Annotated in this window: 15 protein-coding genes; 10 read left to right on the top strand and 5 right to left on the bottom strand. The window is 65.7% G+C overall.

The window, feature by feature from the left end; translation table 11 throughout:
* Window positions 1–102: 102 nt before the first annotated feature.
* From GA0071312_RS09815 to GA0071312_RS09775, 9 genes are all read left to right on the top strand, one after another.
* Window positions 103–1,026 carry a D-alanine--D-alanine ligase gene (locus tag GA0071312_RS09815; protein WP_074446063.1) on the top strand — a complete coding sequence of 308 codons (924 nt, stop codon included), beginning with the start codon at window positions 103–105 and terminating at the stop codon, window positions 1,024–1,026.
* Complete coding sequence (locus GA0071312_RS09810) at window positions 993–2,018, top strand: cell division protein FtsQ/DivIB (RefSeq protein WP_083204481.1); 1,026 nt, start codon at window positions 993–995, stop codon at window positions 2,016–2,018. The genes GA0071312_RS09815 and GA0071312_RS09810 overlap by 34 nt, the downstream gene beginning before the upstream one ends.
* Entirely contained in the window at window positions 2,015–3,349 is a 1,335-nt protein-coding gene (gene ftsA, locus GA0071312_RS09805; protein WP_083204480.1) for a cell division protein FtsA, read from the top strand. The genes GA0071312_RS09810 and ftsA overlap by 4 nt, the downstream gene beginning before the upstream one ends.
* 223 nt (window positions 3,350–3,572) lie before the next feature.
* Entirely contained in the window at window positions 3,573–5,651 is a 2,079-nt protein-coding gene (gene ftsZ, locus GA0071312_RS09800) for a cell division protein FtsZ (protein ID WP_074444821.1), read from the top strand.
* A 298-nt stretch (window positions 5,652–5,949) separates the two neighbouring features.
* Window positions 5,950–6,885, top strand: coding sequence for a UDP-3-O-acyl-N-acetylglucosamine deacetylase (lpxC, locus tag GA0071312_RS09795; protein ID WP_074444820.1), 936 nt, complete (start codon window positions 5,950–5,952; stop codon window positions 6,883–6,885).
* A gap of 165 nt (window positions 6,886–7,050) precedes the next feature.
* Complete coding sequence (locus GA0071312_RS09790; protein WP_074444819.1) at window positions 7,051–7,944, top strand: outer membrane protein assembly factor BamD; 894 nt, start codon at window positions 7,051–7,053, stop codon at window positions 7,942–7,944.
* 14 nt (window positions 7,945–7,958) lie between these two features.
* Window positions 7,959–9,638: a DNA repair protein RecN gene (recN, locus tag GA0071312_RS09785; RefSeq protein WP_074444818.1), complete on the top strand. Its 1,680-nt coding sequence runs from the start codon at window positions 7,959–7,961 to the stop codon at window positions 9,636–9,638.
* A 197-nt stretch (window positions 9,639–9,835) separates the two neighbouring features.
* Complete coding sequence (locus GA0071312_RS09780; protein ID WP_083204479.1) at window positions 9,836–10,909, top strand: NAD-dependent epimerase; 1,074 nt, start codon at window positions 9,836–9,838, stop codon at window positions 10,907–10,909.
* A gap of 140 nt (window positions 10,910–11,049) precedes the next feature.
* Entirely contained in the window at window positions 11,050–14,676 is a 3,627-nt protein-coding gene (locus tag GA0071312_RS09775; RefSeq protein ID WP_074444816.1) for a hydantoinase B/oxoprolinase family protein, read from the top strand.
* Window positions 14,677–14,719: 43 nt separating this feature from the next.
* Here GA0071312_RS09775 and GA0071312_RS09770 read toward each other — a convergent pair whose 3' ends face one another.
* From GA0071312_RS09770 to GA0071312_RS09750, 5 genes are all read right to left on the bottom strand, one after another.
* Window positions 14,720–15,478: an FkbM family methyltransferase gene (locus GA0071312_RS09770; RefSeq protein WP_074444815.1), complete on the bottom strand. Its 759-nt coding sequence runs from the start codon at window positions 15,476–15,478 to the stop codon at window positions 14,720–14,722.
* 71 nt (window positions 15,479–15,549) lie between these two features.
* Entirely contained in the window at window positions 15,550–17,985 is a 2,436-nt protein-coding gene (locus tag GA0071312_RS09765; protein ID WP_074446061.1) for a GcvT family protein, read from the bottom strand.
* A gap of 55 nt (window positions 17,986–18,040) precedes the next feature.
* On the bottom strand, window positions 18,041–19,783 hold the full coding sequence (locus GA0071312_RS09760) for a formate--tetrahydrofolate ligase (RefSeq protein WP_074444814.1): 1,743 nt from the start codon (window positions 19,781–19,783) through the stop codon (window positions 18,041–18,043).
* On the bottom strand, window positions 19,780–20,724 hold the full coding sequence (locus GA0071312_RS09755; protein WP_083204478.1) for a methylenetetrahydrofolate reductase: 945 nt from the start codon (window positions 20,722–20,724) through the stop codon (window positions 19,780–19,782). Before GA0071312_RS09755 ends, GA0071312_RS09760 begins: the two co-directional genes overlap by 4 nt.
* Window positions 20,725–20,811: 87 nt before the next feature.
* A complete protein-coding gene (locus GA0071312_RS09750) occupies window positions 20,812–22,230 on the bottom strand; it encodes a glycine cleavage T C-terminal barrel domain-containing protein (protein ID WP_238947166.1) in 1,419 nt (472 codons plus the stop codon).
* Window positions 22,231–22,524: 294 nt separating this feature from the next.
* On the opposite strand from GA0071312_RS09750, the gene GA0071312_RS09745 reads away from it, so the two are divergent.
* Window positions 22,525–23,544: a GlxA family transcriptional regulator gene (locus tag GA0071312_RS09745; protein ID WP_074444813.1), complete on the top strand. Its 1,020-nt coding sequence runs from the start codon at window positions 22,525–22,527 to the stop codon at window positions 23,542–23,544.
* Window positions 23,545–23,667 lie beyond the last annotated feature (123 nt).

Here is a 23,667-nt window from a genome sequence, read left to right as displayed (position 1 = left end):
CATATTTACCATCCGGAAACCATGCGGCCTCATGCTTAACGCATTCTTGCCGGATGCGGGCGTGGCGCCGTGCGCCGCCTCGCGACCGGCGCGGCGGAGTGCGTGATGAAACATGTCGTGGTCTTGATGGGCGGCTGGTCCGCCGAGCGGGAGGTCAGCCTGAAGAGCGGGGCCGCCTGCGCCGATGCGCTGGAGGGCGAGGGCTACCGGGTGACGCGGCTCGATGTCACGCCCGACATCGCCTCCACGCTCGCGACATTGCAGCCCGATATCGCCTTCAACGCCCTGCACGGGCCGATGGGCGAGGACGGACGCATCCAGGGCCTGCTCGAATATCTGCGCATTCGCTACACGCATTCCGGGGTGCTCGCCTCGGCTCTGGCCATGGACAAGGTCAAGGCCAAGACCGTGATGGCGGCTGCCGGCGTGCCAGTTCCCGTGGGGAAAGTCGTTAACCGGTTCGCCGTGGCGAAAACGCATGTGCTGCAGCCGCCCTATGTGATCAAGCCGATCGCCGAGGGCTCGTCATTCGGGGTCATCATCGTACGCGACGAAGCCCGTCCGCCGCCGCAGGAACTGAGCGGAACGGATTGGAGCTTCGGCGATGAAGTGCTTGCGGAGCAATATGTTGCGGGCCGGGAACTGACCTGCGCGGTGATGGGGGACACAGCCCTCGACATCATCGAGATCAAGCCCGCGACGGGTGGCTTCTACGACTACGACGCGAAATATGCGAAAGGCGGCTCGATCCACGTCCTGCCGGCGGAAATTAAACCGAATATTTACCAACACATTCAACAGTTGGCGTTAACGGCGCATCAATCTCTCGGGTGCCGCGGGGTGAGTCGCACAGACTTCCGATATGATGACGGGCCGGGCGGAACCGGCCTTCTCGTCGCTCTGGAAGTCAACACGCAGCCCGGCATGACCGAGACGAGCCTGGTGCCCGAAATCGCCGCCCACAAGGGCATATCATTTGGTGAGCTTGTACGATGGATGGTCGAGGACGCCAGTTTGAACCGCTGAAGACCGGTGCGACCGGTCGCGCGGATGCGCGTGCGCGGCAGGCTCCGGGTGAGACCGGAACCGGCCCCGGGCGGCGCGTGCTGCAGCGTCTCGCCTCGCTGACCTTCGGCGCGCTTCCCTTCACCCGCTATCGCGACCCTGCGCGCCGGTCCCGTCCGCGCAATGCGCTGGAACGGCTGGAGCGGCAATTGCCGCGTTTCGTCGGCCTGTGGCTCGCACTCGGATTCTTCGGCACCACTGCCGTGACCGGCCTCGCCGCAAGCGGACAGATATCGCAGTTCTTCGAGGAGCGCGGACGCCCGCATCATATCGCTGCGCAGATCTTCGGTTTCGGCATCTCCGAGATCGCCATGACCGGCCTGATCCAGCTGCGCGAGCGCGAAATCCTCAATGCTGCGGGGATCGACCCCCGCGTCGCCCTGCCCTTTCTCAACGTCACGACGGCGCGCGAATCACTCGAATCGCTGCCGCTCGTGCGCAGCGCCACCGTGCGCAAGCTTTACCCTGACGGCGTCGTCATCAATGTGGTCGAACGCGAACCCTTCGCCCTGTGGCAGGTGGATGGCGACGTCTATGTCATCGCCATGGATGGGGAGGTGATCGACTATTTCCGCCCCGATCCGCGCTATCTGCCGCTGCCGCAGGTCGTCGGTGAAGGTGCGCAGGCGCGTCTTGCGGAATATTTCGAACTGATCGATGCCGCCGGCGCGCTGAGCCAGCGCATCCGGGCCGGGACACTCGTCGCCGAGCGGCGCTGGACGCTCAAGCTCGATAACGGCATGGATGTGCGCCTGCCTGAGGACGAGCCGGTCGAAGCGTTGCAGCGGCTCGCGCGCCTCGATGCCGAGCATGACCTTCTTGAAAAGGACGTGATCGCCATTGATCTGCGCATGCCGGATCGTGTGGTCGTGCGGCTGACGGCGGAATCGTGGTCCGCCTATGAGGCGGAGATGCGCAAGCGTCCCCTGCGGGGTCGGGAGGTGCGCACATGAGCCCGACCAACCCCCTGAACCAGAGCATGACGCCGCGTCTGAAACCCTTGCCACCGCGGCGCTCCACCATGCTCTCCGTGCTCGATATCGGCACCACGAAGGTGGTCTGCATCGTCGCCCAGCTCCAGCCCTGGGAAGGGATCGAGACCCTGCGCCGGCGCAGCCATCTGGTGCGCGTCGTCGGGATCGGTCATCACCGTTCGCAAGGCCTCAAGGGCGGCGTCGTCGTCGATCTGGAAGCGGCGGAGAACGCGATCCGCCAGGCGGTACATGCCGCCGAGCGCATGGCGCGGGTGGAAATCCAGTCGGTGATTCTCGGCCTGTCGGGCGCGCGCCTCGGTTCGCAGCATTTCGAGGCCCGGATCTCGGTACGCGGCGGCCCGGTCGGCGAGGAGGATCGCGCCCGGGTGCTGCGTCTGGCGGCGACGGACGGGATCGCGCAGGATCGCATCGCCGTCCACGCCCTGCCGACGCGCTACAGCCTCGACGCGCAGACCGACATCGCCGATCCTTCCGGCATGATCGGCGACAATCTCGGCGTCGCCCTTCATGTGGTTTCGGCCCAGTCGGCAGCGGTGCGCAATCTCATGCTCGCGGTGGAGCGTTGCCATCTCGGGGTCGAGGCCGTGGTCGCTTCGCCGTTTGCCGCAGGGCTCTCCGCCCTCGCTGATGATGAGAGCGAAATGGGGGCCGTGGTGATCGATTGCGGTGGCGGCGCGACCGGGATTTCCGTGTTCGAGAACGGCCATCTGGCCCATGTCGATGCTTTTGCGGTGGGTGGCCATCACGTCACCATGGATATTGCGCGCGGGCTCTCCACCGGCATCGCGGCGGCCGAACGGCTCAAGCTGGTGCACGGATCGGCCATGGCCGATCCAGCCGATGAGCGCGACCTTTTCACGGTGCCGCAGATCGGCGACGAGGAGCGCAGCGCCACGACGCATCTGCCGAAATCGCAGCTGGTGAAGATCGTCCAGCCGCGTATCGAGGAAATTCTGGAACTGGCGCGCGACCGCCTCGCCGCCGTGGGTTTCACACCGCGCCCGGGTCGGCGCGTGGTGCTCACCGGAGGCGCGTCACAGCTGGCCGGGCTGCCGCAACAGGCCGCCCGCATTCTCGAGGGGCAGGTCCGCATCGGCCGCCCCCTCGGCATCAAGGCCCTGCCAGAAGCTGCGAAAGGCCCGGCCTTCGCGGCGGCGACGGGGCTGCTGGTCTATCCGCAGATCGCGCATGAAGAATATTTCGACATGCGCAATGGCGGATTTTTCGCAGGAACCGGAACCGACGGCTATCTCTCGCGGGTAGGGCGCTGGCTGCGGGAGAGTTTCTAGAGCATCAGTCCGTCAGGTGAATACCGGCTGACGGAAAGAATGATGCGCCAAACAACGGTCTGGAGCGCCCGTCCCGATTCCGTCGGGAGGGATGGCTCCAAAGGCCAGGTCAAGCATCCGGATCCGGCGCAGCCGCATCGGAACCGGGGATGAAAGCGTAAGGCGCGGTCCGCTGCGCCGGGTCACGGAAAAGGCCACGAGGGGGCCGAGAGGGCACGAAGTCATGGCAATCAGTCTGCAAGCTCCGGAAATCCGGGAACTCAAGCCGCACATCACCGTCTTCGGCGTCGGCGGCGCGGGCGGCAATGCGGTCAACAACATGATCGAATCGGGGCTTCAGGGCGTCGATTTCGTCGTGGCGAATACCGACGCCCAGGCGCTGACCTCGTCCAAGGCACAGCGTCTCATCCAGATGGGCATCGCCGTGACCGAGGGTCTCGGCGCCGGCTCGCAGCCCGATATCGGGCGCGCGGCGGCGGAAGAGGTGATCGACGAGATTCGCGATCAGCTCTCGGGTGCGCATATGGCCTTCATCACCGCCGGGATGGGCGGCGGGACGGGCACGGGTGCCGCCCCGGTCATCGCCCAGGCGGCCCGCGAGATGGGCATCCTCACGGTTGGCGTGGTGACCAAGCCCTTCCAGTTCGAGGGCTCGCGCCGCATGCGCCTGGCCGAATCGGGCATTCAGGAACTGCAGCAATCCGTCGACACGCTGATCGTGATTCCCAATCAGAACCTGTTCCGCGTCGCCAACGAGAAAACCACCTTCGCCGATGCCTTCGCCATGGCCGACCAGGTGCTCTATTCCGGCGTGGCCTGCATCACCGACCTGATGGTCAAGGAAGGCCTGATCAATCTCGACTTCGCCGATGTCCGCGCCATCATGCGCGGCATGGGCAAGGCGATGATGGGCACCGGCGAGGCCAGCGGTGACGATCGCGCCATGACCGCTGCTGCAGCGGCGATCGCCAATCCGCTGCTCGACGACGTGTCGATGCGTGGCGCGCGTGGCCTGCTGATCTCCATCACCGGCGGTCCGGACCTGACGCTCTACGAAGTCGATGAAGCCGCCACGCGCATCCGCGAGGAGGTCGATTCGGAAGCCAACATCATCCTCGGCGCGACCTTCGACGAAGGCCTCGAGGGCGTGATTCGTGTCTCCGTCGTGGCGACGGGAATCGACCACGAAGTCGGTGTCGATGCCGGTGAGGTGACCGCCACCGAGCAGCGCATCGCGGAAGTCGCCGAGCGTCTGCGTGCCGAGGCCCGCGCCCGTGCTGCCCAGGCGGCGGCGCAGCGTTCGCTGGTTCAGGGCAACAAGTCCGCCGAAGCCTCTCCCGTCGCGCCTGCGCAGCCCGCTCCCGCCGCGCAACCGGTCGGGGAAGCGCCGGCTGCACGGGCTCCGGCCGAGCCGGCGGATGATTCGGCCAAACCGGAGGCCGCCGCACCGACACCCCGCCCCGATCCGTCTGAGGCTGTGGCGCAGGCGCTCGCCGAACCTGCGGCTCAGCCGCGCGGTGAAGCGAACCCGCCGCAGCAGGAACAGGTCCGTGCGCAACAGCCCGCACCGCAGGCGCCGGTCGCACGCTTCGCCCCCGTGGCCGAGCAGGCTCCCGCAGCGCAGGCCGCAGCGCAGCCCGCGCCTCAACCTGCTGCGCCGCAGATGCCCCCTGTCGCAGCCAATGCGCCGGTCTCCGGAGCCTCGTCCGAAATGCCTCATTCGGCCGGGCAGCAGGGTCACGATGCGCCCTTCATGCCGCCACAGCCCGAGCAGGTGCTGCGGGCACCGCGCATGCCGCGTGTGGACGAATTGCCGGTCCCGGCGCAGAACCAGATCCGGGCGCACCATGAGGCCGAGGGCAAGCGCCCGAGCCTGTTGCAGCGTCTGGCCACGGTCGGTTTCGGACGCCGTGAGGAGAATCAGCAGCCGGTGCACGGCCATGATCATGGCAATGAATACGGGCATGATCACGGGTATCAGCCGGAGCCGGCGCCGCGTCATGAGCATTCGGCTCATGCCGGCGCGATGCCCGCAGCTGCGCCGAGCGCACAGGCTCAGGCGACCCGGCAGGCTGCCGCACAGCCGCAGCCCCAGCCCCAGTCCCAGGCCCCGGTACAGCGCCCGGCCGCGCCCGGCATGTCGCCGGCCCATGCGGAATTCGCCAAACGTCCGGCGGCGCCGCAGGGATATCGTCCGGCTCAGGGGCAGCTCGACGCCCATGGCCGCGGCCAGGCCCCGGCACGCAGCCTCGATGACGATCAACTGGAAATTCCGGCTTTCCTGCGCAGACAGGCGCAGTGAGTCGGCGTCATCCTCGCGCCATCGCTTGAACACAATCCGCCCCGGATCCATCATCCGGGGCGGATTTCTTTAAAAGCCAAAAGATTTCAATATATTAGCGAAAGCTTCGAATTTCGTATCAATTGTAACAGAGCGAAAGAAAGCGTGATTTGGCCTGTAGGTTTGCCATGATTATGGTGCGTCCAGATAACAACGGGCCACACGGCACGTAAGCCGTGTCGGGGCATCAACAACGGACAGGGCCTGATCGTGGCACGGGAAGCGATTTCCGGTGACGGCTCTTGCCGAGGTGAGCATAATGAAACAAACGCATCAGATCACGCTGGCCTCCTCGACTGTCGTTTCGGGGATCGGGGTTCATTCCGGCGACAGTGTGAAGATGGCTCTCCACCCTGCCGATGCTGATCACGGTATCGTATTCCTTCGTACCAATCTCCCAAACGGCGTTGATCGCCTGATCGATGCGCGGCACATGAATGTCGCGGCGACGGAGCTGTGCACCGTCGTCGGCGACCGCAATACCGGTGCCGTCGCCACGATCGAGCATCTGATGGCGACCCTGTCCGGGCTCGGTGTCGACAACGTGCTGGTCGAGATCGACGGTCCGGAGCTCCCCATTGTGGATGGCAGTGCCGCGCCCTTCGTCGATGCGATTGATGCGGTCGGCCTCGTTGCCACCGAGGCGCCGCGCCGAGCCCTGCGCATTCGCCGCCCCGTGCGGGTCGATGCCGGCAAGGCCTTCGCGGAACTTACGCCGCATGACGCGCCCCTGCGCCTCGATGTCGAGATCGACTTCGCCGATTCCGCAATCGGCCGGCAGCGCTGGGTGCATGAATCCCATCCCCGGGCCTTCCGCCGTGATATTGCCCGCGCCCGCACCTTTGGCTTCATGCGCGATGTCGAACATCTGTGGAAAGCCGGCTTTGCGCTCGGCGCCTCGCTCGACAACACGGTCGCGCTCTCTGAAGATGGCGTCGTCAATCCGGAAGGCCTGCGCTTTCCCGACGAGTTCGTTCGCCACAAGCTGCTTGATGCGATCGGCGATCTCGCCCTTGCCGGCCATCCGATTCTTGGCGCCTATCGCTCCTATTGCGGCGGTCACCGCCTCAATTACGCCGTTCTCGAAGCCTTGTTCTCGGATCGCGCCAATTATGAACTGGTGGAGCTCGCACCGCGCCGTGAACATGCTGCGAGCAATGTCGGCGCACCGGCCTTCGGCAATTCCCTGCGCTGAACCGTCCACCAGCCAAATATGTGCCCGCATGTCGCGCCGATGCCTCGGTATCGTGCTTCCTGCATGACGGGGTGCGATCAGCCTTTGCGTCGCGGGCGCGGCTGCGCTAAACAGCCTCGACGGCGTAGCTCGGGCGACGTCAGGATTTCGGAGGTTTGACGGAGCATGTCTTTCGCGAATGCGTTTTTCGGCGCAAAAGCGGGTATCTCCCGCGCGCTCGTCGTCGCTGGTCTGGGGCTCGCCCTTGCCGGCTGCGATACCATGACGTCGCTCAATCCGTTCGATCGCGCGGAGCGTTACACGCCCGAGATCATCGAGCAGAAGCCGGCGGAGGAACTCTACAATGAGGGCCTCGCCCGGATCGAGAGCCGGGATTACCAGCGCGCTGTCGAGAGCTTCACCGATCTCGAGGACCAGTATCCGGTCTCGGACTGGGCGAGAAAAGCGCTGGTGATGAAGGCCTTCGCCTATTACAGCGCCAACGCCTATGATGACGCGATCGGCGTGGCACAGGGCTATCTGCGCCAGTATCCGGGCAGCGAAGATGCAGCCTATGCGCAATACATCATGGCCATGGCCTATTACGACCAGATCCCGGATATCACGCGTGATCAGGAACGCACACAGCGTGCCATCCTCGCATTCCAGGAACTGATCGATCGCTATCCTGACTCGGAATATGTCGAGGATGCCGAAGCCAAGCTGTTGCTTGCCTATGATCAGCTGGCCGGCAAGGAGATGGAGGTCGGGCGCTACTATCTGAACCAGCGCAATTATACCGGCGCGATCAACCGCTTCCGCAATGTGGTCTCCGAGTATCAGACGACGCGCCATGTCGAGGAGGCGCTCTCGCGCCTGACCGAGGCGTATTTCGCGCTCGGAATCACTGACGAAGCGCAGACGGCGGCTGCGGTTCTGGGGCATAATTTCCCGGAGAGTCGCTGGTATCGCGATGCCTATGTGCTGCTCGAATCAGGTGGACTGGAGCCGCGCGAGAACCGGCAATCATGGATCAGCCGTGCCTTCGCCGATTTCACGCGCGGCCTGATCAGTTTCTAGAGCCGGCAAAACCCATGCTGGTTCAGCTCTCGATCCGCGACATCGTCCTGATCGACCGGCTCGAGCTCCAGTTCGATGCCGGGCTGAGCGTGCTCACCGGCGAGACGGGTGCGGGCAAGTCAATCCTGCTCGACGCCTTCGCCCTTGCTTTGGGCGGGCGCGGTGACGGGTCGCTCGTACGCCATGGTGAATCGCAGGGACAGATTACCGCCGTCTTCGATATCGCCACGAACCATCCTGCGCGTGCTGTCGCGGCAGAGGCGGATATCGATACCGAGGGCGACCTGATCCTGCGTCGGATGCAGATGGCGGATGGGCGTACCCGGGCCTTCATCAATGATCAGGCGGTCAGCGTCCAGGTTCTGCGCGCGGTTGGCACGAGACTGGTCGAGATCCACGGCCAGCATGATGACCGCGCCATGATCGATCCGGCCACACACCGCGCGATTCTCGACGCCTATGGCGGGCATGAATCCGCCGTCGCCGCCGTACGCGACGCAGCCGCCACCGTGTCGCAGGCGCGCAAGGCGCTCGACACGCAGCGCGCGCGGATCGAGAAGGCGCGCCGTGACGCCGATTATCTGCGCCATGCCGTCGAGGAGCTCGACGCGCTTGCGCCGCAACCCGGCGAGGAGGCCGAACTGGCTACCCGGCGACAGGAGATGATGCAGGCCGAGAAGGTCACCACCGAACTCTCCGAAGCCCAGGACGTCCTCACCGGCCAGGCCTCTCCCGTCCCCGCGATCTCCGCTGCCCTGCGCCGCCTGGAGCGGCGCACCGAGCAGGCGCCGCAGCTGATCGAGCCGAGCGTGCGCGCGCTCGATGCCGTGCTCGTCGCCTGTGACGAGGCGCGTGATGCGCTCGAACAGGCGCTGCGCGATGCGCAATTCGACCCGCGCGAGCTCGAGAATGTCGAAGAGCGGCTTTTCGCCCTGCGCGCAGCCGGCCGCAAATACGACGTTCTGCCCGATGATCTCGCCGATCTGCGCGCGCGTTTCGCCGCAGATGTCGCCACAATCGATGCCGGCGAAGAGGAACTCGCCTCCCGCGAGGCTGCGCTGGCGCAGGCCGAGGCCGGATACCGCGAAGCTGCACAACGCCTGAGCGCCGCCCGGGCGAAGACGGCTGCGACGCTCGATGCCGCCGTCGAGAGAGAATTGCCGCCGCTCAAGCTGGAGCGCGCGCGCTTCATCACGCATATCACGGTCGATGAACAGTCGCGTGATGCCAGCGGCTTCGACCGGGTCGAATTCTGGGCCCAGACCAATCCCGGAACGCGCGCCGGACCGATGATGAAGGTCGCTTCCGGCGGTGAGCTGTCGCGCTTCATGCTGGCCTTGAAGGTCGTGCTGGCGGATCGGGGCTCCGCGCCGACCCTCGTCTTCGACGAAATCGATACCGGCGTCGGGGGCGCCGTGGCGGATGCGATCGGCCAACGCCTCGCGCGCCTCGCCGCAAGCACACAGGTGATGGCCGTCACCCACGCCCCGCAGGTCGCAGCGCGCGCCGAACGTCATTTCCTCATCGCCAAGGAATCCATCGCCGAGGAAGAGCGGGTGGCGACGCGCGTCGCACCGCTCATCGAGGAAAGCCGCCGCGAGGAAATCGCCCGTATGCTGGCCGGCGCCACCATCACCAGCGAAGCCCGCGCCGCCGCCATCAAGCTCCTCGAAGGCGCCCTCGCCCGGCACTAGGCCACGCGAGTGCGCGCGCGAGAGTCCAGAGAGCGTGCGCAGGCCCCGTAAGGTGATGTGGTTCAACGGGATCACAGCGATTCGGATCGGGCTGCGATCGCGCAACCCGGCCCGGGTTATACGCCGCCCCATGCCTGGGCTCTGGTTTGAACGCGGTTCGGATGATAAGGGAAAACGGGCAAGGCGGGCGGCATGAAATGCGCCGTATCTGCCGACTGGGCACGGGATCAATGAACGTCACCACCACACGCACCGCACTCGTCACCGGCGTTGCCGGTTTCATCGGCTTCCACCTCGCGCGCCGCCTCCTTGCCGATGGCTGGGTGGTGATCGGCATTGACGGGATGACCGATTATTACGATGTGCGCCTCAAGCAGGCGCGGCTGACCCAGTTGCGCGGCGCGGGCGGCGAGGGCACCAACGCCTTCCGTTTCCATGAGGTGATGCTGGAGGACGCCGCGCGCATTGCGGAGATCTTCGGCGAGGCAAAGCCGGATACGGTGGTGCATCTCGCAGCCCAGGCCGGCGTGCGCTATTCGCTGGAAAATCCGCGCGCCTATATCGATTCGAATCTCACCGGGACCTTCAACGTCATGGAGGGCGTGCGCGAGAGCGCGCCGCGGCATTTCCTCGCCGCCTCGACGAGCTCCGTCTACGGCGCCAACACCGAAATGCCGTTCGGCGAGACGGATCGTACCGATCATCCGATCACGCTCTATGCGGCCACCAAGAAAGCCAATGAGGCGATGCTGCATTCTTATGCGCATCTGTGGAACCTGCCGACGACGGCGTTTCGCTTTTTCACCGTCTATGGCCCCTGGGGCCGCCCGGACATGGCTTTGTTCAAATTCGTCAAGGCCATCCTCGCGGGCGAGCCGATCGATATCTATGGCGAAGGTCGCATGAAGCGTGACTTCACCTATATCGACGATCTGATCGAATCCGTCACCCGCCTGATCGAGACCCCGCCGGAGGCGGGCAAGCCCGTGGAGGGCATCGATGATTCGCTCTCCCCTGCCGCGCCCTGGCGCGTGGTCAATATCGGCGGTGGTCAGCCGGTGGGGCTCCTGCCCTTCATCGAGACCATCGAGCGCGAGCTCGGCCGCGAGGCGATCCGCAACATGCTGCCCATGCAGAAAGGCGATGTGCGCGAAACCGTCGCCTCCGCCGATCTGCTCCAGGCCCTGACCGGCTATCGCCCCGGGACAACGGTCGAGGAAGGCGTGCAGCGTTTCGTGGCCTGGTATCGGGACTATTACGCGATCGGGTGAGCGGACTGAAACAGCCGTTTCGCTCCCGCGTTTTTGCCACACAACCCCATCTTGGCCCACACGCCCCGCCCCTGCACTTGCCCCCGCGTCCCGCGCAGGCTTAATTGCGCGCTGCGAAATCGAAACGGGAGCACGGCGAGATGGCGTGGGATTTCTGGGTGGATCGGGGCGGTACGTTCACGGATGTGATCGGCAAGGATGCGCAGGGCGCGCTCACCTCGCGCAAGCTGCTCTCGGAAAATCCCGGCGCCTATCGCGATGCGGCGGTGCAGGGCATCCGTGATCTGCTCGGCCTCAAGGATGGCGAGCCGATCCCGAAAGGCGCCATCGGCGAGGTGCGCATGGGCACCACCGTGGCGACGAACGCCCTGCTCGAACGCAAGGGCGACCGCACGCTGCTCGTCACCACGAAGGGTTTTCGCGACGCCCTGCGCATCGGTTATCAGGGCCGGCCCGACATTTTCGCCAAGGCGGTCAGGAAGCCCGACGAGCTTTATGACGGCGTCATCGAGATCGACGAGCGCGTTCTCGCCGACGGGACGATCGAGGCGGCACCCGATCCCCGGTCCGTGCGCGCGGCTTTGGAACAGGCGCGCAGCGAGGGCTATCAGGCGGTCGCCATCGTCTTCATGCATGCCTATCGCTATGCGGATCACGAAAAGCTGGTGGCGGGCATCGCGCGCGAGATCGGCTTTCCGCAGGTCTCCGTCAGCCACGAGACCAGCCCGCTGGTGAAGCTCGTCGGGCGCGGTGACACGACGGTGGTCGATGCCTATCTCTCGCCGATCCTCGCGCGCTATGTGCAGCAGGTCTCCGATGCGCTGGAGGTTGAGCGCATCGGCGCGCGGCTGATGTTCATGATGTCATCGGGCGGGCTCACCGCCGCCGATCTGTTTCAGGGCAAGGATGCCGTACTCTCCGGCCCCGCCGGCGGCGTGGTTGGCCTCGCCGAGACGGGACGATCCGCCGGGTTCGGCCAGGTGATCGGCTTCGACATGGGCGGCACCTCCACCGATGTCGCGCATTATGACGGCGAATACGAGCGTGCCTTCGAGACGGAAGTCGCGGGCGTGCGCATGCAGGCGCCGATGATGCTGATCCACACCGTCGCGGCGGGTGGCGGCTCGATCCTGCATTACGACGGTGCGCGGCTGCGGGTCGGCCCCGATTCCGCCGGCGCCGATCCGGGCCCCGCCTGCTACCGGCGCGGCGGGCCGCTGGCGGTGACCGATGCGAATGTCATGACCGGCAAACTGATGCCGGAATTTTTCCCGCGCATCTTCGGCCCCAACCGCGACGAGCCCCTGGATGCCGAGGCCGTGCGCGCGCAATTCGCCGATCTCGCCGCGCGCATCGGCGACGGGCGCAGCGCCGAGGAAGTCGCCGACGGTTTCCTCAAGATCGCGGTCGCCAACATGGCCGAGGCGATCAAGAAGATCTCCGTGCAGCGCGGCTATGACGTCACCCGCTATGCGCTCAACTGCTTCGGCGGCGCCGGCGGCCAGCATGCCTGCCTCGTCGCCGATGCGCTGGGCATGAAGACGGTGCTGATCCATCCGCTTTCAGGCCTGCTCTCCGCCTACGGGATGGGGCTCGCCGATATCCGCGCCACCCGCCAGGGCGCCCTCGACATTCCCCTTGACGACGAGGCACCGGCGGGCCTCGTCGAAACCGCCACGCCGCTCGTCGCCGAGGCTCTGGGCGAGATCGCCCATCAGGGCGTGCCGCTCGATCGCACCCGCATCGTCGTGCGCGCCCATATCCGCTATGCCGGCACCGATACGGCGCTGCCGGTCGAGGCCGCGATGCTGGAAGGCGAAGCCGTGCACGCGGCCTTTGCCAGCGCTGACGCACGAGCCATGCGCGGCGTGTTCGAGGAGGCGCATAAACGCCGCTTCGGCTTCGTCGACGAGACCAAGCCGCTCGTGATCGAGAAGGTCGAGATCGAGGCGATCGGCGGCGGTGCGCAATTCGTCGAGGACGAGGTCGCGGAAACCGCCTCGGGCACCGCGCCGCATGATCACGAGACACGGTTCTTCTCCGAGGGCTGGCGCGAGGCGCGGGTCTATCGCCGGGAGAACATGCAGCCCGGCCATCGCGTGCCCGGACCCGCCATCATCGTCGAGCCCAATCAGACCATCGTGGTCGAGCCGGGCTGGGAGGCGAAGTTGACCGGGCGCGACCATCTCGTGCTCGCCCGCGTCGAAGCTCTCCCGCAACGCGTCGCCGTCGGTACGAAAGCCGATCCTGTGATGCTGGAGATCTTCAACAACCTGTTCATGTCGATTGCCGAACAGATGGGCGTGACGCTGCAGAACACCGCCTATTCAGTCAATATCAAGGAGCGGCTCGACTTCTCCTGCGCCGTGTTCGCCCCGGATGGCCAACTCGTCGCCAATGCGCCGCATATGCCGGTGCATCTGGGTTCGATGGACGAATCGGTGAAGACCGTGATCCGCCTCAACCCGGAAATCAATCCCGGCGACGTCTTCACCCTCAACGCGCCCTATAACGGCGGCACGCATCTGCCCGACATCACCGTCTGCACGCCGGTCTTCGACGATGCAGGCGAGGAGATCCTGTTCTGGGTGGCGAGCCGCGGGCATCACGCGGATGTGGGCGGCGTGGCGCCGGGCTCGATGTCGCCGCTCGCGACGCATATCGAGGAGGAAGGCGTCTATATCGACAATTTCAAGATGATCGATCGCGGGCGCTTCCTGCGCAAGGAGCTCGAGGACCTTCTCACCGGTGCGGCCTATCCGGTGCGCAACGTCACGCAGAACGTCAACGATCTGATCGCCCAGGTCGCGGCCAACGAGAAGGGGGTGGCGGAGCTGCGCAAGATGGTCACCACTTTCGGCCTCGACGTGGTGCGCGCCTATATGGGCCACGTTCAGGACAATGCCGCAGAGAGCGTGCGCAATCTTCTCGACAATCTTACCGATTGCAGCTTCGCATATGAGATGGATCAGGGCTGCGTGATCAGGGTCGCGATCTCGGTCGATCGCAAGAACCGCCGGGCGAAGGTCGATTTCACCGGCACCTCGCCGCAACGCGAGGACAATTTCAACGCACCCATGCCCGTGACCCGCGCTGCAGTGCTTTACGTCTTCCGGGTGATGGTCGATGACGCGATCCCGATGAATGCGGGTTGCCTGCGCCCGATCGAGGTGGTGATCCCTGAAGGCTCGATGCTCTCCCCGCGCTATCCGGCAGCGGTGGTGGCCGGCAATGTCGAGGTCAGCCAGGCGGTGACGAATTGCCTCTTCGGCGCGTTGAAGGCGATGGGCGCCTCGCAGGGCACCATGAACAATCTTACATTCGGCGACGACCAGTATCAGTATTACGAAACGATCTGTTCCGGCTCGCCCTCGGGGCCGGGCTTCGACGGCACGGATGCGGTGCATGTGCACATGACCAATTCCCGCCTCACCGATCCGGAAATCCTGGAAACGCGCTTCCCCGTGGTGCTGGAGGATTTCCACATCCGCAAGGGCTCGGGCGGCAAGGGACGCTGGAAGGCGGGCGACGGCACCAGCCGCACCCTGCGCTTCCTGAAGCCGATGTCCTGCGCCATCCTCGCCTCCCACCGCCGCGTCCGGCCCTTCGGTGTCGATGGCGGCGAGCCGGGCGAGGTGGGGCGCACCTTCGTGCGGCGCAAGGACGGGCGGATCGACGAGCTCGGCGGCTGCGACCAGACGCAGATGGAGGCCGGCGAGGCGGTCACCGTGATCACGCCCACCGGGGGCGGTTACGGCAAGGCGTGATGTGGCAGTGCGCGCGGGCGGCTGAAGCCCCGCGCGCGCCGCGTCAGAAATTGACCCAGTACTGGTCGGCGTGGATCGTGCCGATATGGCGGTAGCCGAGACTCTTCAGGCTTTCGGCATTGTCGTCATCGAAAGCCTCGATCTGGATGAGGCAACGGTTGCGCCCAAGCGCCTGCCGCATGCCGGCGATCACCTCGCTCTCGAAACCCTCGCAATCCATCTTGATCATCAGGGTCTCGCCGGCGACATCCGCGACCCGATCGAACGGCATCACCGTAACCGCATACTGCCCGGCGCTCGCCCCATCCGACTCCCCTTCGCCGACGATGCGGGAGGTGCCGCGATTATCCTGCGCACCTTCGCGAAAGGCGAGCTCGGCCTCTTCCCGTCCCAGAGCGTAGTCGCGCACGGCGATGCGCTCCTCGAGCCGGTTGAGGGCGATATTGCGTTCGAGCAGGCGCCGGTTGTTGCGATCGGGCTCGAAGGCGACAGCGGAGGCGACGACGCCCTGCCCGACCAGCACGCAGGCGTAGAGACCGAGATTCGCGCCGATATCATAGAAGCGATCCGGCTTCTCGCGCCGCGCCCAGTCCATCAGAAAGCGCAGCTGGCGATTGTCGTAGGTATTGACCGCAATACCCTTGGACACGCTGTCGCCGAGGGTACAAACAAAGCGCGTATCGAAATAGCGGGTTTCAAAAGGCGCCTTCCCGTGCCGCCAGCGAAACCACAGCTTGCGGACACTGCCGATCTGGCGGCGCAGCCAGGAATGGCTGCGCGTGTGAACGAAGGGGTGCTTCATCTGTCGTCTCCGCAACGCGTCGAAGACGACTGAGTGCCTCGCTCCCCGGCGCGCGTCAAGCGGATCGCCCCTTACGCCCGCAGCCGCGCATTTTCCGGATCATAGGGGCTCTCGCCGAGCACCGTGGCGATGCAGGGCGCGCCGAGCAGATCCATCTCCATCTGTGTCCCCACCGCGGCGTGATCCGGGCGGACCATGGCGAGCGCCAGCGATTTGCCGACGCGGAAACCATAGGCACCGCTCGTGGTGCGTCCGATCATCTCGCCGGCGCTGAAGAGCGGGTTGTTGCCCAGCGAATCGGCGTCGTTATGGCCACTCACTTCGAGCGTCACGAAGAGATTGCGCAGCCCCTCGGCCTGACGCCGCAGCAATGCCTCGCGCCCGAGGAAATCGCCCTTGTCGAGGCGGATGAAGCGGTCGAGCCCGGATTCGAGCGCCGGATATTCGATCGACATCTCCGTGCCCACCATGCGGTAGGATTTCTCGATGCGCATGGATTCCATCGCCCGGATGCCGAAGGGTGCGAGACCGAGATCAGCGCCGGCCTGCATCAGGGTGTCGAAGATGTGATTTTGATATTCGATGCCGTGATGGATCTCGTAGCCGAGCTCGCCAACGAAATTCACGCGCAGCACCTTCGCCGGGGCGAGCCCGATGCTGGTCTCGATCCCCGCGAGCCAGGGCAGCGCCGCGTTGGAGACGTCGTCGGCGCAGACCCGTTCGAGCAGCATCCGCGCCTTCGGGCCGGCGATCACGAGCACGCCCATGGCGCTGGTGAGATTGTCGAAATCGACAGAGCCGTCGCGCGGCAGGTGCTTGCCGATCCAGTCATGGTCGAGCCGCTGGAAGCCCCCCGCCGAGACGAGGTAGAAGCTGTCATCCGCCTCGCGCTGGATGGTGAATTCCGAATGCACGCCGCCACCGGGCGAGAGTGAATGGCACAGGCCGACGCGCCCGGTCTTTCCCGGCAGACGGTTCGCCACGATCCGGTCGAGGAAGGCCTGCGCGCCCGGCCCCGAAAGCCGCGCCTTGGCGAAGGGGGTCATGTCGAGCAGGCCGACATTCTCCATGACATTGGCGCATTCCGCCCCCACCGCATCGAACCAGCGCGAGCGGCGGAAGGACCAGTGATCCTCCCGCGGCGTGCCGGCGGGCGCAAAGAAATTGGGGCGTTCCCAGCCAAATTTCTGCCCGAACACGGCGCCGAGCGCCTTCATCCGGTCGTGACAGGGGGCCTGGCGCAGCGGGCGCGCGCCGGGGCGCTCCTCATCGGGATAGTGGATGGTGAAGACGCTGGCATAAGCCTCCTCGTTCTTTGCCGCGAGATAGGCTTTCGACGCGTAATCGCCGAAGCGGCGCGGATCGACGCCAAGCATGTCGATCGTGGGCTCGCCCTCGACGATCCATTCGGCGAGTTGCCAGCCCGCCCCGCCCGCAGCGGTAATGCCGAAGCTGTGGCCCTCGTTGAGCCAGAAATTGCGCTTGCCCCAGGCCGGGCCGATGATCGGGCTGCCGTCCGGCGTATAGGCGATGGCGCCGTTATAGACCTGCTTGACGCCGACCTCCCCGAAGATCGGCACGCGCGCGATGGCGCTCTCGATATGTGGCGCGAGCCGGTCGAGATCCTCCTGAAAGAGTTCGTATTCGCTGTCCGCGCCCGGGCCGTCGCGGTAGCAGGCGGGCGCGCCGGCCTCGTAGGGCCCGAGCAGCAGCCCGCCGCGTTCCTCGCGCATGTACCAGGAGCCGTCGGATTCACGCAAAACCGCGAGCTCACTATCGCCCTGCGCGCGGCGCGCCACGATCTCGGGATGCGGCTCGGTGACGATATACTGATGCTCCACCGGCATGACCGGGATGTCGAGCCCGACCATGCGCCCGGTCTGGCGGGCGAAGCTGCCGGTGGCGCAGACGACGTGTTCGCAGGTGATCGCGCCCCTGTCGGTCGTCACGACCCATTCGTCATCGGGCTTCTGCGTGATCGACAGCACGCTGGTATGGCGATGGATCGAGGCGCCCAACGCGCGGGCGCCGGTGGCGAGCGCCTGGGTCAGATCGGCGGGCTGGACATAGCCGTCATCGGGATGGCGGATCGCGCCGACGAGGCCGTCTGGCACCGCGAAGGGCCAGATTTCGGCGACCTGCTCAGGCGTGAGAAATTCGACATTCACACCGATGGATCGCGCCACGCCGGCATATTGGCGGTACTCGTCCATGCGGTCGCGGCTGGTGGCGAGGCGGATATTGCCGACGCGCGAAAGCCCCACATCCTGCCCGGTCTCCGCCTCCAGCGCTCCGTAAAGCGCGACGGAGTATTTGTGGATCTGGCCGACCGAGTAGCTCATGTTAAAGAGCGGCAAAAGCCCCGCCGCGTGCCAGGTCGAGCCGGAGGTGAGCTCCTTGCGCTCGATCAGCACCACATCCGACCAGCCCTTGCGAGCGAGGTGGTAGAGCGTGGAGACGCCGACGACGCCTCCGCCGATGACGACGACACGGGCATGGGAGGGCATCGCGTTCTTCATCATCCACCTCGCTCGTTTCAGGCCATGTCGGCCGCTTGCGTCGCTATGAGAGCCCGACGATCTCTCCGTCCCGGTCGAGCCCGATCCCGAGTGCCGCCGGCTGTCGTGGCAGCCCGGGCATGGTCATGATCTCCCCGCACAAAGCCACGACGTAGCCTGCCCCGGCGGAGAGCTTCACGTCGCGCACCGGCAAAACGTGACCGGCCACGTCCGAGCCGCGCGCGGCATCGGCGGAGAAGCTGTATTGCGTCTTGGCGATGCAGACCGGCAGATGGCCGAAACCGAGCGCTTCGTATTCGCCGAGCTTGCGCGCCGCCATGTCGGACAGGGCGATGTCGGAGGCCTGGTAGAGACCGGTCGCGACCGCGCGGATCTTCTCGCCGAGTGGCGCATCGTCGGGATAGATCAGCCGCACCGGCTCGCGCGGCGCATCGAGTGCGTCGAGTACGGCCTGTGCGAGATCAGCTGCACCGGTACCGCCTTCCGCCCAGTGCCGAGCGAGGACGAGACGCACGCCTTCCTCGGCGCAGATATTCTCGATCGCCGCGCGCTCGGTATCGCTGTCGCCGGTGAAATCGTTGAGGCCGATGATCGGGGCGAGGCCGAACGCGCGCAGGATGCGGATATGCTGGCGCAGATTATCGCCACCGCGCCGCACGGCTTCGACATTTTCGCGACCGAGATCGGCTTTCGCCACCCCGCCCTGCGCCTTGAGCGCGCGTACGGTGCAGACAAGCACCGCCGCGTCCGGACGCAGATCCGCCTGGCGGCATTTGATGTCGAGGAACTTCTCGGCGCCCAGATCAGCGCCGAATCCGGCTTCCGTGACGACAATATCGGCGAGCGCCAAAGCCGCCTTGGTGGCGATCACCGAAGAGCAGCCATGGGCGATGTTGCCGAACGGGCCGCCATGCACGAAGGCGGGGGCATGCTCGATGCTCTGGACCAGATTGGGCTGGAGCGCATCGCGCAAGAGCACGGCCATCGAACCATCGGCACCGATATCACGGGCGGTGACGGGGGTCTTGTCGCGGCGATAGCCGATGACGATGGCGCCGAGCCGGCGTTGCAGGTCGTCGAGATCTTCGGCAAGGCAGAGGATCGCCATCACTTCCGAGGCAGCGATGATGTCGAAACCATCCTCGCGCGGCACGCCATGGGCCGGCCCGCCGAGGCCGATGGTGATGTTGCGAAGCGCCCGGTCGTTCATGTCAATGACGCGCTTCCAGGTGATGCGGCGCACATCGATATCCTGGGCATTGCCCCAGTGCAGATGGTTGTCGAGCATGGCCGAGAGCAGGTTGTGCGCGGCGGTGACGGCGTGGAAATCGCCGTTGAAATGCAGGTTGATGTCCTCCATCGGCAGCAATTGTGCCCGTCCGCCGCCAGCAGCGCCGCCCTTCATGCCGAAGCACGGCCCGAGCGCCGGCTCGCGCAGGCAGACGATGGAACGCGCACCGAGATGGTTGAGCCCGTCATTGAGCCCCACGCTCGTCGTGGTCTTGCCCTCGCCGGCGGTGGTCGGTGTGATCGCGGTAACGAGGACGAGCTTGCCGCGCGGGCGTTCGCGCAGGCCCGCGATCGCGTCATGGGTGAGCTTGGCCTTGTAATGGCCATGCGGGATCAGTGCATCCGGCGTGAGGCCGAGCTTTTCCTCCGCGAGGCCGAGGATCGGGCGCATGCGCGCGGCGCGGGCGATCTCGATATCGGGCGCGCCGGGCGGCGGGAGATCGGCCTGGCGCTTGGTCGCATCCTGCGAAAAGCGGGTCTGGGGAAAGGTGTTCATGATGCGGCATCCTCGACATGTGCGGTTTCTCGTTGGGCCGTTGCGCGCAGATCATCGAGGGCCTGCGCGCGCCAGGACAGAGCCTGCGCTGCGCCGCCGAAACAGTACAGGTGAACCCCTGCAAGGTTCGTGGGCGGGTTCGCGTCATCTGATCCGGCGAAGCCCGCGATCAAGGGCAGCGGATCAAAACGCTTGAGCATCTGCAGTGCATCGGGCCGCCGGCCCAGCAGCCGTGCCGAGGCACCGACACCGCAACGCATGGCAAAGCGGATCAGCGTTCCCATCCCGACAGGTGCGGGAATGCCGATGCGCACAGGCGCGTCGATCCCCGCTGCGCTCAGACGCGCGCACCAGGCGATGACGGGGGCGGCGTCGAAGCTGAACTGCGTCACGATCGTCAGCGACAGGCCATGCGCGCGGGCATGCGCCTGCTTGTACCGCAGGGCCGCCATCAGCGTCGCCTCATCCGCATGCGGATGGCCCTCCGGATGCCCGGCGACATGGAACCGGGTCAGGCCCGCATCGGCGAATTGCGGCATATCGAGGAGGCCGAGCGTATCGGCAAACGGCCCGACGGGCCGGGGCGCATCGCCGGCGATCAGCAAAAGCCTTGTGACATCATGCGCGGCGAGGCCGTCGAGAAAGCGTGCGAGCGTGTCGTTATCGGGCACGGCGCGGGCGGGCAGATGCGGCACCGGTGTGAAGCCGCGCAGCGACAGATCGCGACAGGCATCCAGCGTCTGATCGAAATCCGCACCGGGCAGGAAGGGCACGAAGACTTCCCCGATCGGATCAAGCGCGCCCGGTGCCGGGATACCCTCGGCAATCTGGCGCGGGGCGATCTCGATCGAGGCATCAGCCAGCAGCCGGGCCATCCGACCGGCGCGGGTGAGCGGCGCGGCATCTCCCGTGATCGCCTGAAATTCGCGAAATCCGTCCATGGCCGCCTCGCTCGGTTGCAGGCTGGTGGCGTGTCGCTCTTGGCGATTTTCGGGAAGCGCCCTGTACGGCGCTTCCCGATCTTGCGCTCAGTAGGCGTAGTCGCGCCCCTGGCTGCGTGCGCGTTCACGCGCATTGGCGTTGACCGATGGCCGGAACGGAATGTCACAGACCTCTGCCGCCACCGCGATGCCGGGCGTCTCGGCATATTCATCCGGCAGCCAGACATTGAGCGGCGTGCCGAGTTCCTTGTATTCCACCGGCACCCAGGCGAGCGCGATGTTCACGCCGAGCTCCGGCGAGTACCAGGGCGAGGTGACGTAGCCGATCGGCTCACCGCCCTGCGGGCCGGAGACCAGCCAGAAATCGGGCGCGTAATCGGTGATCGGTTTGCCCCCGAGCTTCATCCCCACCATGATGTTGCGGAAGGGATAGCGCCCGGCTTCGAGCTCGTCGCGCACGGCTTCGAGCTTCGCCTTGCCGATATAGTCGGCGGTCTTCAGGCGCGGCACCTGATAGGCCAGATTGCACTGGAAGGGCAGCGTCTCCTGGTCGATATCCTGCCCCCAGGAGAGGATCCCCGCCGCGATGCGCCGGTGGTGGGCCGGGGCGATCACCATGAGCTGGTGCTTCTCGCCCGCCGCGAGAACCGCATCCCACATCTTCTCCGCATGCAGCGTGGCATCGCGCAGATAGATCTCGTAGCCCTTCTCGCCAGTAAACCCCGTCTGCGAGACGATCACGTCGCAACCGGCAACCTTGCCTTCCATCAGCCCGTAGAAGGGCAGATCGCGCACGGCATCGCCGAACAGATCAGCCATCAGGTCTTCCGATTTCGGGCCCTGGATCTGCACCGGGGAGACGTCGATCTCTGCGATCGTGACATCGAAGCCCTTGCCGATATTGACGCCGCGCATCCACAGCTCCAGATCGCTGTCGGAGATCGAGAACCAGAACTCGTCTTCGGCGATGCGCAGCAGCACCGGGTCGTTGAGAATACCGCCATCCTCGTTGCACAAGATGACGTATTTGCCCTTCATGGGCTGGATCTTCGTCGCGTCGCGGGTGATGACGTAATTGACGAAGGCCTCCGCGTCAGGGCCCTTCACCTGGATCTGCCGCTCGACGGCGACGTTCCACATGGTGACGTGGTTGATCAGCGCGTCGTATTCCGCCATCGCACCGCCGTCATCCGGGCGGGTATAACCGCGCGGATGGTACATGCGGTTATAGACCGTGGCACGCCAGCAGCCGGCCTCGACCGAGAGATGCCAGTAGGGCGACTTGCGCACCCGCGTCGAAATCAGCATCTGGACCGGCGTGGGGCCGGATTGACGCAGATTGATCGGGACGCGTCTGTCGGATTGATCGACGCTCTCGCAATGACCCGCGACGTTGCGCATCAGGGTCGGGATATGCGCGTCAGTGGGCTCGAAGCCCTCGATCGCGGCGCCCTGCGTGACGGGCTGCTCGAGGCCCGTTGATTCCGTTGCATGTTCCGTTGCCATGATGACCCTCGCTTCCTGCTCGCGCTACGATGGAGCCGATGATGTCAGCATGCCTGCAAATGCGCCGGCGTGATGCTCTGGCAACGACGGCGAATACGCAGAAAACGTCGCATATACGTTCCGACTGGCACGTTTTCGTGAGCGACGACATGAATTGCCACGCTTTTTATTGAAAACGCGTGTCGTTTTCGTGATAGTTTCCGTCGCCGGCAAGTCGTTGCATCATGCGGCTTGCTGATTCACTTGAGGCGCGTATCATCGCGCAGGGCGGGATTCGGCGGGAAGGAGGCGGACATGTTCGGCGTACCGGCGGCCCATCAGACGCGGATGATCGACTTTCTGCTCTTGCCGGAATTCTCGATGATGGCCTTCACGGCCTCGGTCGAACCCCTGCGCGCGGCCAACCAGCTCTCCGGCAGGCCGCTCTATGCCTGGCGCAGCCTCTCTCTCACCGGCGATCCGGTCTCCGCCAGCAACGGCGTCGTGGTTCATCCAGCCGGCGGCATCGACGATGCGGGGCCGGGCGCGAGCCTGTTCGTCTGTGCGGGTCTGCGCGCCGAGCGTATCCGCGACAGGGCGCTGTTTGCGCGGTTGCGGGAACTGTCACGCATGGGTGTCGGGCTCGGCGCGGTCTGCACGGGCGCACTCGTGCTCGCGCGGGCCGGGCTGCTTGACGGCTATAACTGCACCATCCACTGGGAGCATGTTGAGGGCTTCGCCGAGGAGTTTCCCGAGCTGAAGATCACCGCAACCCTGTTCGAGATCGACCGGGACCGCTATACCTGCTCGGGCGGCACCGCCCCCCTCGACATGATGATCAACGGCATCGCCCGCGACCATGGCGAGGAACTCGCCGTCGCGGTGGCGGAGCTCCTGCTGCACAATCTGGTCCGCCATCCCCACGACACCCAGCGTATGCCCGTCCAGCACCGCACCGGCATCTCGCATCCCAAGCTGCTCGCCGTAATCGCGCATATGGAGGCGTATATCGAAAGCCCGGTGCCGCTGCGCAACCTGGCCGCCGATGCCGGTCTCTCGCCGCGCCAGCTGGAGCGGCTGTTTCGCGAGAAGATGGGCAAGACGCCATCGCGCTATTATCTCGAACTGCGCCTGCAGCGCGCAAGGCTGCTGCTGCTGCAGACCACCATGCCGATCCTGCAGATCGCGGTGGCCTGCGGTTTCACCTCCGCCTCGCATTTCGCGCGCTGCTATTCGGAACTGTTCGGCCACGCGCCACGGATCGAGCGCGCCCGCGCCGCACGCGTCCCGGGGCTGGAGAGCGAGCCGGGCGACGCCCTCGCCATGGAGGCGTGATGTCGCGGGTTCGTCGGCGCGCGATGTCGCTTCTGCGCAAGCAGCTGTCGCCTTTGCGCTATTGACGACAAGGGCGAATGCTATCGTGCGCGATGAGCTGATTGCGGGGGGCGCCGGCGAGCG

It is taken from the genome of Saliniramus fredricksonii, assembly GCF_900094735.1.
Classification (GTDB): Bacteria; Pseudomonadota; Alphaproteobacteria; order Rhizobiales; family Beijerinckiaceae; genus Saliniramus; species Saliniramus fredricksonii.
Note: the sequence above shows the minus strand (reverse complement) of the source record. Positions and strands in the feature narration are given on the sequence as shown.

Excerpts from the sequence above, each read along its gene's own strand:
- GA0071312_RS09810 (WP_083204481.1), top strand. The coding sequence starts at position 993 with ATGGATGGTCGAGGACGCCAGTTTGAACCGCTGAAGACCGGTGCGACC.
- ftsA (WP_083204480.1), top strand. The coding sequence starts at position 2,015 with ATGAGCCCGACCAACCCCCTGAACCAGAGCATGACGCCGCGTCTGAAA.
- ftsZ (WP_074444821.1), top strand. The coding sequence starts at position 3,573 with ATGGCAATCAGTCTGCAAGCTCCGGAAATCCGGGAACTCAAGCCGCAC.
- lpxC (WP_074444820.1), top strand. The coding sequence starts at position 5,950 with ATGAAACAAACGCATCAGATCACGCTGGCCTCCTCGACTGTCGTTTCG.
- GA0071312_RS09790 (WP_074444819.1), top strand. The coding sequence starts at position 7,051 with ATGTCTTTCGCGAATGCGTTTTTCGGCGCAAAAGCGGGTATCTCCCGC.
- recN (WP_074444818.1), top strand. The coding sequence starts at position 7,959 with ATGCTGGTTCAGCTCTCGATCCGCGACATCGTCCTGATCGACCGGCTC.
- GA0071312_RS09780 (WP_083204479.1), top strand. The coding sequence starts at position 9,836 with ATGCGCCGTATCTGCCGACTGGGCACGGGATCAATGAACGTCACCACC.
- GA0071312_RS09775 (WP_074444816.1), top strand. The coding sequence starts at position 11,050 with ATGGCGTGGGATTTCTGGGTGGATCGGGGCGGTACGTTCACGGATGTG.
- GA0071312_RS09770 (WP_074444815.1), bottom strand. The coding sequence starts at position 15,478 with ATGAAGCACCCCTTCGTTCACACGCGCAGCCATTCCTGGCTGCGCCGC.
- GA0071312_RS09765 (WP_074446061.1), bottom strand. The coding sequence starts at position 17,985 with ATGCCCTCCCATGCCCGTGTCGTCGTCATCGGCGGAGGCGTCGTCGGC.
- GA0071312_RS09760 (WP_074444814.1), bottom strand. The coding sequence starts at position 19,783 with ATGAACACCTTTCCCCAGACCCGCTTTTCGCAGGATGCGACCAAGCGC.
- GA0071312_RS09755 (WP_083204478.1), bottom strand. The coding sequence starts at position 20,724 with ATGGACGGATTTCGCGAATTTCAGGCGATCACGGGAGATGCCGCGCCG.
- GA0071312_RS09750 (WP_238947166.1), bottom strand. The coding sequence starts at position 22,230 with ATGGCAACGGAACATGCAACGGAATCAACGGGCCTCGAGCAGCCCGTC.
- GA0071312_RS09745 (WP_074444813.1), top strand. The coding sequence starts at position 22,525 with ATGTTCGGCGTACCGGCGGCCCATCAGACGCGGATGATCGACTTTCTG.